The following is a 10698-nucleotide window of genomic DNA, read 5'->3' as shown; positions in this document are numbered from 1 at the left end:
TTGGTTGCATTCAGAAATTTTGCAGCAATTTGATTCAAAACTTGACCTTTGAACGGAATCGGACGAGGCAATACTACATCAAAAGCTGAAATCCTATCTGATGCTACCATCACAACTTTATCGCCAAAATCATATACATCACGCACTTTTCCACGATAAAAAGCGGTTTGTCCTTCAAAATTAAAATTTGTTTCTTTTACTGCGGATTGCAAAACACCGCTATCTGAAATTTGTGTCATTATATTGAATTTTTTATTTTCTGAACCAAAAGATTTCTTACCAGTCTTTTTCTACTTTATTTTTTTTAAGTGAATGTTGCTTATGCTGTTGTGAATACTGTAGCTCGGTAGTTTTCATAGCTTCCAAAATTTGTAGGGCTTTTTCCTTACTCATTTTCTCGGGTGTTGTAGAATCAAGCTCATCACGTCTTTCTTCAGATTTTTCAACCTCACCGCCATTAAAATTTTGCGTATCGGTAGTTTGATCTTGATTGTTTTTAGGCGGAGATTGGGGGAGTTTTTTACGTAATAATTCATAATTATACCTAGCTATCTTATTTTGGTCGTCCTTTTGAAGGGCAATTTTAAATAATTGCATCGCCTCAAGACTATCACCAATCATAGTTTCGATTACCCCAACCTGAATCATCGCTGAGGTTGCAATTCCTATATTATTTAATCTAAGCAATTTTTTATACTCATCCAATGCCCTCGATGTATCATTCAAACTAAAATAAGCATGTGCCAAATTTAATCGAGCTTCGGGTTCAAGGTTATAAGAAATATTTGATAATTCTTGATATTTTGCCGAGGCTAACCTATAATTTTTTGTATAAAATGCTTTCCCTGCCTCAATTTTTAGTTTGTTTCGCTGAGAAACATTCGTCAAAGAACGGAGGTTAAGAAAAAACAAAATTATATAAAAAAACCAGGTATGCATGTTTAGATTTTGATTGTACGAACAGTAAATAAAATATCAATAATCATCAGTATAAAAGCCAAAATTACGAAATAATAATATTTATTATTGGCTACTGTCATTTTCCTAGTGTCAATCCAATTACTCTCAACTTTATCCGCTTCCTTTAGTAGATCAGCAACACTATTCAGTTGATTTGTAAGTTGAAAATACTTCCCATTGAGTGATTTAGTTAGATTTACCAAATAAGAAGCATTTAATTTCGAAACTACCACCTGTCCGTCGCTATCTTTTTTAAAATCATCTCCTTCTCTTATTTGTCCACCGAGCGGTGTGCCCACGCCAAGTGTAAGAAGGTTGATCCTATTTTTTTTCAGCTCATTAATTACACTTTGATCTATTCTACCGAAATCTTCTCCATCAGTAATTAATATAATCACTTTGGTTTTTCTACTATTGATCGAATTAATAGATTGAAACTTTTTTAAGATAAGTGCAAAGGCTGAATTAAGGTCGGTCCCATTACGAGGGAAAAGATTTGAGTTTAATTTCTGGATAAAGAGTTTTACTGCGTCTCTATCAAATGTAAGTGGTGTGTGAGTATATGCCTCCGAAGAAAAAACAACTAAGCCAATTCTGTCAGATTTGAGTAAATCTATATTTTTTGAAATTTCGAACTTGGCTTTTTCTAACCTCGAAGGCTCAATATCGATGGCATCCATTGAGCGGGATAGATCAAAAACAAAAAATATATCTTTTCCGGTGGCCTGAGCTTCAATTTCATTGACACCGAAGCTTGGTCCTAATAAGCCGAGTATACATAAACCTAAATAAATACTTCGTATAATAAATTTAATTATTACCGATCGAGCAGTTGTACCTAATCTGCGTGCAACCAAATATAGGCGAATAAAGTAGGTGGCATAAACCAACAAAAAGATGCCTATGAAGACAAATTCGACGATCGTAAGTGGCTTTATCCAATTCATGCATAAAATTATCACTGTTTGACGAGAACCCCAAGTAAAAATTGGCTAATTTTGTACGATAATAGTTTTATATAAATATTTTCTATCGACAAATGCCATCATCTTCAAAGTAAAATTTTCTTTTTGGTATTTAACCTATTTCATAGCACCCATAAACAGCCGATCGAAAACTATTTATTTTACCAATCATTTTCTTTATTTTTGCGGTAAAACTACAGTTCAATAATTGTGTTTGTAATCAGCAATCGGCTTTTTTGAGCCTTCAAATTTTTTGGTCTATCAAAACTTCAAATAAAAATATACTGTTTCATATTGGTGTATTAATGATAATTACACCATTATTTGGTCTTTTTTCTTACAACTCCGGCTTCGGGTACGACGCACTAGAATATCTAATAATTGGACGTTCACTGAACGACGGCTATCAAATGTATGATTTCATACCATCAAAATCATGGTTTTGGTACGTCTTCGTCCAGGTAGGAATTAATTTATTGGGAGGAGATTTTACACATTTACAAGTGACCCTACTTATTGTTCTTGAATTTGTAGGAATTGGGGTTTCTAGTTATGTTGTGGTGAGCAAACTTACTAAAAGTCAACAAACCGCATTTGTGGCGTCATTGTTGTCGCTGATATGTTGCTTTTTTATGGAAATAAATTTCCTGGAACCTGAGGCTCCAATTGCAATCTTGGCAATTTGGGCATTGTTTTTTTTATCAAAAAATACAAATATTAACTGGTTTTTGGGGGGCATATTTCTTGGAATTGCCATGACTTTCAAAAGCATTGCGATGTTTTACGTGGCCGGAGCGGGCCTTTTTCTTTTTTATGAATGCTTTTTCATGAAAAACAGTAGCTTTTGGCAAATTACTCAAAAAGGAACATTAATTTTATTAGGATTTGCCCTACCCCTGCTTCTATCTATTGCGTATTTTCATCAACTCAATCGACTTGAACAACATATTTATTGGTCATATATATATCCCTTTGGTTCATACCCAGCTCATACTTTATTTCTCAAAAAACTTTTTATTAAAACATTTTGGTTTATTTTACTTACCATATTGAGTATTATACTAGCTTTATGTACCAAAGAAAAAAATAAGTTTTGGGGTAATACAGTATTTATGCTTTCACTTTTTTTTGGTGTTGTATCACTAGCATCACTCATGAAGAGCCAAGCATCTCATTACTTTTACCCCGCGGCTCCATTCTTTTCAATAATGATTGCAATGGTTTATCACCACTATAGTAAATTTTATGAACAGAATCTCAATCGTGTTTATTTTGGATTTGGAGCTTTAGCAATTATGGTATTAGTTGTTACGTTTATCACACGAAAGGATGTTGTTCAACGTTTACTAAAAATCGAGGACTTTGCGATTGAAAAAACTTATGAACAAACTGTTAATAGAAATTTAAAACCTGGAGATAAAGCTCTTTTAATTGACTTTGGGACACTTTTTTACTTTCATTCACATCAATACCCTAATGTTCCATTTATTAATACTGAAATGCAAACCAGCGATTACGTGAAAAAACATACCAATGTTTACGAAAAATCACTGCAAGATACAAGCATGAAACTAGTAATTTTTGGTTTTAGAGAAGCCGTAATTGATGATAGCACCAAAGTCAACACACCTGAAAATAAAATTGCCCTAGGTAAATTGCGTAAAGAATTAGCCAAAAACTTTACGGTAGAAACTGATTCTGTGCTGTTTATCAAACTTTGGCACAGAAAATCAAGTAAATAAGAATTGAATGCTGCGACGAGTTGATGAAAGTACTCTTTTAGGTAGACGTCGAAGATAAATCATCTTTATATAAATAGCCAAAAAACATTAAATAAAATAAGAACTTCCTTTATAAATATATGCTCCTTTCAGTATTAATTCCAGCCTACAACGAAGTACATAACATCCAAAACATATTAAAAAAGATTGGAGAAGTAGATATTCCCAAAGAGATTATTATCGTCGATGATGGTTCAACTGACGGTACCAGAGAATTACTAAAAACATTAAAAAGCGATTCGGTGAAAGTGGTTTTTCACGAAAAAAACCAAGGAAAAGGCGGAGCCATCAGAACGGCCATCGATCATGCCTCTGGCGATATAATCATCATTCAAGATGCTGATTTAGAATATGATCCGCAAGATTATCATAAACTTATTCCCGTTATTGAAAGCGGTAAAGAAAAAGTGGTTTACGGGTCAAGATTCTTGAATAAGCAAAATAAACACTCATACTTTTCATTTTTTTTAGGTGGACAAGTTGTAACATGGATTACAAACCTTTTGTATTTTCAGAATCTTACTGACGAACCTACATGTTATAAGGTTTTTGATGCAAAATTGTTGAAATCAATCAAACTAAATTGTACGGGATTCGAGTTTTGTCCAGAAGTTACTGCAAAAATTGCCAAGCTCGGCTATAAAATTCCCGAAGTACCTATTAGTTATTATCCTCGCTCAATAAGCGAAGGTAAAAAAATAAACTGGAAAGATGGCGTAGAAGCTATCTGGGTATTATTCAAGTATCGATTTGTTAATTAGTTTTAGGTTTTCTAAAAACAAAAAAATTACGATAGCCTCATCCTAAAAGAATTTCCTCAAAATGACCATCAAGAATCTAAAAACAATCACGGTTTCGTACTTATTGATTCCGAATCTGATTTTTATCCTAACCTGGCTCAACCCGATTTGGGCTACGGTTGGTTTTGTAGTTTCAGTATATTCATTTTATAGTTTTATTATCAGCACCAATGCTGTTAGTGAAGATTTTTCAGCCTTGAGAGTCAAACGAATCGAGCTAAGTACCATTCTATATTTAGCATTGTTTACGTTGGTTTTAGGTGTAGTTTTTAGTTTGGGTAATTTTGGATTAGGACAATCTTATGACTATTACAAGCACAATACGATTGTAAAGGAACTCATCGAGAAACCTTTCCCTGTAGTTTACGAAAACGAAACTCGCTATGGTATCTTAAATGAACCAGCCATTTTGGGTTATTATATGGCCTACTATCTTCCAACTGCCATTATTTGTAAATTTATTGGTTTCGGAGCGAGTAATATTCTACTATATATCTGGGGGGCAATTGGCATTTTTATCTCATTCTGTTGGCTATACTTTCTGAGTCCGAAGAACCTAAATATTATTTTAGTATTTATTCTATTTCTGCTCGGGGCTACTTTGTTTAAGCCTTATCTTTATGCCCACTATCTTTTGAAAAATATAGTTTCGCTGCCAATGATTCAGTATTTTATTTGGCCATCTGGTATTTCATTCAACTTAATAAATATTCATTATTCTCCTCAGCATCATATCGTTACAACAATCGGAGTCTTTTTTGTTTATTACGAAAGTTTTATCAGAAAAGATAATCGTTTTGTTTTGTTTTTTGTTTCGCTTTTGCTCATGTGGTCGTTTTTAGGAGCATTTAGCGTTGGGGTGATAGCTGGATTTATGGTATTATACCGAAAGTTTAATAGCTTTTTTAGTGTAGCAAACTTAGCAGGTGGCACAATTATTAGCTTTATAATGGCAAGCTATTTTTTAGCTCATTTTCAGGATAATCGCTTTTCGGGATTTATCTGGACTTTTGCTGATATTTCGGGGTATCTCTATCAAAAACCATTTATCTCTATCTTAGCTTTGGTTGGATACTGTGTTTTTGAAGTAGGTATTTACATATTTTTTATGTTTAAGCTCTTTTCATCTAAAAACACCTACAACGATAAATTGGTGCTTCTCGGATTTTGTGCTGCTTATTTCGTCATCTCTCCACTTTATCGAATTGGATTTAATAATGATCTAGCCATGCGATTAATCAGTACAATCAAAATATTAATTTTTGTACTATTAATGTTTTCATATTCGGAGATGCTCAAATCTCAAATCTCAACTAAAATACTGAGACTTTATATGGCTTTTACTATAATCTTGGGAATTTTTAGCAGTATGACAACCCTTAAATGGGAAAAAGTGCCTTCAATTGCCCAAAGTCCAACAATTAATAAAGCAGATATTCCACAAGAAATTTTCTTACAATACTTTGCTAAGAAAAACTCTTTCTTTGGAAATTACATGATGAAACAAACTTCAGAAAAATAAATATTTTGAAACATATAGCGTATAATTTATTGGTTCAAAAGACAAAATCCATAATTTTGTAGATATCACGCTAACCTAATATGTCTTATGTTTTTACGATCAAAAGTGAGATTATTTCTCATTTCATTTCTTGTATTTAATGTCTTTATTTCTGCCAATGCCACACGTAAAATAACAACAGTTTCAGAGGATTTTAATCAATCTGAAAATGACTGTTCTCTGCAGAATGATTCGACTGATATTTTACAAAAAGCATTTAAGAAAGGTCATTCAAAAACAGAAATTGTTAGTATTCCGAAAGGAAGCAGACCCAATCCATCTAATTATTTAAAATGGAAATACCGCCACCGACATCAGCGAAATTTCAGGCGAGGAGCATCTTTCCTTACTCAAAAAACAATCTTAGATAAATACGGAAGAAAAATACTGGGCCGTCAAGACGGACTTTTTGTGATGTGTAAGCAAGAAATGGATGATTTGCTTCGAAAAGCGAATGGTCAACTCAGCTATGTTGAAACTGAATTAGGAATCCCCGCTGGGATGTGGAAAAATACCGAGATAATCAGAATTGATATACGCAGGCCCAAAAAGCTCAAAATAAGATTACCAACAGGTAATGAAACTGGAGCAAACGAATTATGGATTCCTGGCGGGAGGCTACCAAACGGATACTTAGAGTCAGTAATAAACCCTGTACCTGAAGGAAAATACACTGAGACAATAATTATGTTAAAATAACTGTAAATGAGAAGAGGCACTTGGAAAATACCAAAGTGCCTCTCTTTTTTTTTACACCAAATTTTTAATCACATTTTCATCTTCAAAATTCTTTGTTCTATCAATTTCCAAGAGATAAATGCTAAAATTGACGTAATAACAGTTAGAATACATAAATTCCAGATACTTCCTTTATAACCTAAACTAATCATAGTATTGACAATTGGCATATGATAAATATAGATTCCATATGATATATCATTTTCGCGGAGTAACCTATGACTTAAGTCTGTAAATGAAAATGCAAATGAAAGTGTCAATAAAGAAAGTATAGTATTTGCCACAACTCCCCAAAACCCAATCTCGTAGTTGGTATCGTAAAGTTTAAGCCAAAACTTAACAATTAAAACGTATACCATATAAATAAACAGCCAAATGAAGACTTTATCTTTTAAAAAAGGAAATAACCAATCAAAGTTTTTGTAAATGGCAATTCCTGTCAGAAAGAAATGCAAATACATCAATACAGTATTATTGAGCAGTTTTACATACAATTCATTTTGCAATATAGTCGGATTGGTACTAATCAAATATTTTACTAGAATCGACAACAAGAATAAAACCAGTACAATCAGATTGATGTACAATTTATTCTTTGATAGATTGACAATATATAGAATTAATGGTAATACAAAGTAAAATTGAAGTTCAACTGCTATACTCCAGAGACTTCCATTTGGATGACTAGTTCCCCACTGTTTCAGAGTTTCGCTCGCATAAAACTGAAAAAACGTGATTTGTGCTAAAAACCAGTAAATAAAATCTTTAGTACTCGTTACTTTTCCAAAGCTTGCTAAGAGTATTGCCGTTACAATAGTACATATCCATAAAGCAGGATAAATTCTTAAGCTTCGGTTTTTAAAATATTGACGTAGATTAAAATTATTTCTTTCTAATGAATAACTAATCAGAAAACCACTTATGGTAAAAAAAATTGGAACACCCGGAAAGTGATAAAGTACGACTAAGAAATTATAAATTTTTTCGGTAACATTAAAATGAGTTGCTCCATGCCAGATCAAAACCTGAAGAGCAGCAATAAGCCTTATCAAATCAAAATTGTTTTTTCTACTTATGGTCATATACTACTTTTTTAAATCCGTCATACATTTCTTGAGCGACCTGTTCTGGCGAAAAGCGTTTGATTATTTCTTTAGATTTTTGCCCAAATGGTTGGATTTTTTGTGGGTTATCTACAAATTTTTTAAGTTTTGTTGTTAGTTCATCTACCTTATACGGATTAAATGTATAACCATTTACATCCTCAATCACCAGATCATAAGCAGAACCACATTTATTTGAAACGATTACTGGTAAACCACTTGCCATTGCTTCATTAACCACTAAGCCCCAAGGTTCTGAATAACTTGGTAGAACAAATACATCAGCTAATGCCAAAATTTTAGGTACATCATACCACGGCTGACCTTCAATAAAGCAAACTCCATCAAGATTATTCTCCAAAGCATAATTTTTTAGTCTTTCATCTTCATTTCCATCACCAAGTATGATCAAACCCCAATCTGATTTGGCCAGTGGTTTGTACGCAGCCAAAAGATTATCCAAATTTTTTATACCAATAAGTCGTCCAACATAAATGAAATTATATTTTTTTAATTGATAAGCCATTTTAACTTCCTCTCGAGTAATAAGTGCTTCTGCATGTACCTTCGCTACCCGATCATTGTCAACAGAATTGTTGGCAACTAATATATGCTCTGGCCGCATTCCAAGCTTGTAAATATAATCGGCAGATTTTGAGCCATAACAAAAGAAACCCTGAGCCTTAGTTACAACAAAGCGTTTAAGCGATTCACGCCACCAAACATTTGGGTTATCGCCTTCGGTCGAATCAGCAGAGATTACCACTTTTATCCCTCTCATTCGGCAATAAAAAAGGACAATATTCATTGCTGGTTCGTAATAACCCGGCAAATTTATTACATCAGGTTTAAACTTATTCACCCAATAAATCGACTTCTTGACTCGCTGCCATATGGTAGTATTTTCGTAAAAATCTTCGAATAATACCTTCACATTATATTGATGAATGCTGTAATCTAGATTACCTATTTTTGCTCTGGTAAATTCATTTAAGGCAGTTTGAAGAACCAATAATTCATCTTCTGGATGTTTATTAACAACTTTTTGAAGTTCCGTGTAAATTTTTGCTTTATAGTGAGCCCAGAAAAACTGGTGAATAATGAGCATTCTCATGCAATCAAGGGTTTTGGGTACGAAAATAAACTCAAGTCGTATATGTTTTTAAACGGTTGAGTTTTTTTGTCATTACTTTAAAAAATTGACCCAAATTTAATAAATTTTAAACCGATAACGATTAAAAATCAAACAATAAACTGCAATTACCAAAACAGTGAGGTATATTTGCAAAAAAAAGTAATAGAATGTTTATTTACCTCGATTGGCTATTCAATAAATTTAATAAATATCGCCAAAGTATAGGGCTAAGTTTTTTCTTTGGTGGTTTGCCACTTGTTTATTTTTTACGTGATGGTTTAAAATTAGCACAAGGAAGTACTGCATTTACGGCTGGTATCGCCATACTAAGTTTATTGATAGCATTTCCGCTAAATCCTAAAAAACTCTATCAAGCAAACACTGCTGGCTATTTATTATGCATACTTTATGGCATAATGGCCTTAACTTATTTATTTATTTATGCACCAAACAGAGGTTGGTTTACTAATACTCCAATCGAAATCGGTAATCAGTTAGTTTTTCTAACTGCAATGTTTATTTTCGCAGGTATATCGATCAATAGTTTAAAATCCACATTTCTCTATTTTACTCTTATAATTTGCACCTTAGGCGGAATAAGCCTTTTGTATTATATTGCCCGAAATCCTGCTTATATGTTTGGTATGCGTGCAGCAATTAGTTTTGGTGATGAAGGGGGTATGTCTTCGATGGGAAATCCACATATATACGCTAAAAGTGCCTACATTGGCATTGTTGCTGGTGTTATTCTACTCCGAAGTGAATCTCGAACACTTTGGAAAATTGCAATTATGGTAGCTGTTCTGACGCTAATCGTTGTTGTTGGCTTGTGTCAGGCAATGGCTATGGTCTTAATAACGGGTATTTTCTTTTTCTTATATTTTATCTCGAGTATAAATGCCCCGACCATCTACCGAGGACTGAAATGGCTGATGGGCTGGCAGGGATTCTTGATATTTTTTATTATCGTTTATTTTGCATTTTCACTTTGGAATAATGCACATTATAAAGGCTACATTTTAGTGGCGGTTGATATTATTGGCGAAAGGCTGGGAAAAATCATAACGAGCTTTTTTACTGATTCAGATTCAGTAGCAAAAGTAAAAGCGGCAGTAGATGACTCTGCCTCAACTAGGGTAATTAATATCACCAAAGTTTTTACAAACTTTTCAAAAAATGTAGAAGATGGAAATTGGTTTCTAATTCTATTCGGTCATGGATACCAAGAATATTATGTCGACTCTCCTTTTATTGAAATGTTACATGATTTGGGAGTTATAGGTTTTTCAATTTTTTTAGCCATCCATTTTGTCATTTTAAAATGGATTTGGAAAGAAATTTTCAATCCAACCTGTGATTTTACGTTAATGTTAGCTTATTTTTTCTTGGCCACTCTTATGCAAAATTTCACCATGGGCATGCCTTACGATTACGGTCGATGGTGTGCTATCGCGTTTGTTGCACGGTTTGCCTTGAATTACAAAAAAGTACTGATCCCCAATGCTTCAACAAAACATGAACATGCTTAATATTGATTAGCTATGAGCAATTTAAGGTTTTGTATTTATATTATTATAACCATATGAAAATATAAGCAAACGTTTGAAAACATTTTAGCATCATAAATACCACTTTGGATTGGACGATCATTCAAA

General features: G+C 33.1%; 10 protein-coding genes. 5 read left to right on the top strand and 5 right to left on the bottom strand.

Going from position 1 to position 10698, the window contains the following annotated elements; genetic code table 11:
- The 3 genes from ACOVO2_RS06785 to ACOVO2_RS06775 all read right to left on the bottom strand — a co-directional run.
- On the bottom strand, positions 1–239 hold a 239-nt coding region (locus tag ACOVO2_RS06785), incomplete at its 3' end, for a phosphoribosylaminoimidazolesuccinocarboxamide synthase (RefSeq protein WP_421769245.1).
- 37 nt (positions 240–276) lie between these two features.
- A complete protein-coding gene (locus ACOVO2_RS06780) occupies positions 277–888 on the bottom strand; it encodes a tetratricopeptide repeat protein (protein ID WP_421769244.1) in 612 nt (203 codons plus the stop codon).
- Between the two features lie 53 nt (positions 889–941).
- Positions 942–1853, bottom strand: coding sequence for a vWA domain-containing protein (locus tag ACOVO2_RS06775; RefSeq protein ID WP_421769243.1), 912 nt, complete (start codon positions 1851–1853; stop codon positions 942–944).
- 482 nt (positions 1854–2335) lie between these two features.
- Between ACOVO2_RS06775 and ACOVO2_RS06770 the strand changes: the two genes are divergently transcribed.
- The 4 genes from ACOVO2_RS06770 (at position 2336) to ACOVO2_RS06755 (ending at position 6766) form a co-directional block, all read left to right on the top strand.
- Positions 2336–3667: a hypothetical protein gene (locus ACOVO2_RS06770; RefSeq protein ID WP_421769242.1), complete on the top strand. Its 1332-nt coding sequence runs from the start codon at positions 2336–2338 to the stop codon at positions 3665–3667.
- Between the two features lie 119 nt (positions 3668–3786).
- Positions 3787–4467 (top strand): glycosyltransferase family 2 protein, encoded by a 681-nt coding sequence (locus tag ACOVO2_RS06765; RefSeq protein ID WP_421769241.1) that lies wholly within the window; start codon positions 3787–3789, stop codon positions 4465–4467.
- 61 nt (positions 4468–4528) lie between these two features.
- A complete protein-coding gene (locus ACOVO2_RS06760) occupies positions 4529–6028 on the top strand; it encodes a hypothetical protein (RefSeq protein WP_421769240.1) in 1500 nt (499 codons plus the stop codon).
- A gap of 105 nt (positions 6029–6133) precedes the next feature.
- Complete coding sequence (locus tag ACOVO2_RS06755; protein ID WP_421769239.1) at positions 6134–6766, top strand: hypothetical protein; 633 nt, start codon at positions 6134–6136, stop codon at positions 6764–6766.
- Between the two features lie 68 nt (positions 6767–6834).
- Here the strand turns inward: ACOVO2_RS06755 and ACOVO2_RS06750 are convergent, their stop codons facing one another.
- Together ACOVO2_RS06750 and ACOVO2_RS06745 are read right to left on the bottom strand one after the other, a co-directional pair.
- Entirely contained in the window at positions 6835–7887 is a 1053-nt protein-coding gene (locus ACOVO2_RS06750; RefSeq protein WP_421769238.1) for an acyltransferase family protein, read from the bottom strand.
- Positions 7874–9022 carry a glycosyltransferase family 4 protein gene (locus ACOVO2_RS06745; RefSeq protein ID WP_421769237.1) on the bottom strand — a complete coding sequence of 383 codons (1149 nt, stop codon included), beginning with the start codon at positions 9020–9022 and terminating at the stop codon, positions 7874–7876. Before ACOVO2_RS06745 ends, ACOVO2_RS06750 begins: the two co-directional genes overlap by 14 nt.
- Before the next feature lie 188 nt (positions 9023–9210).
- On the opposite strand from ACOVO2_RS06745, the gene ACOVO2_RS06740 reads away from it, so the two are divergent.
- On the top strand, positions 9211–10572 hold the full coding sequence (locus tag ACOVO2_RS06740) for a hypothetical protein (RefSeq protein ID WP_421769236.1): 1362 nt from the start codon (positions 9211–9213) through the stop codon (positions 10570–10572).
- Positions 10573–10698: the final 126 nt, after the last annotated feature.

The organism is Emticicia sp. (assembly GCF_049241225.1).
Classification (GTDB): Bacteria; Bacteroidota; Bacteroidia; order Cytophagales; family Spirosomataceae; genus Emticicia.
The sequence above is the reverse complement of the archived record's forward strand: the minus strand, read 5'-3'. Positions and strand labels throughout refer to the sequence as shown.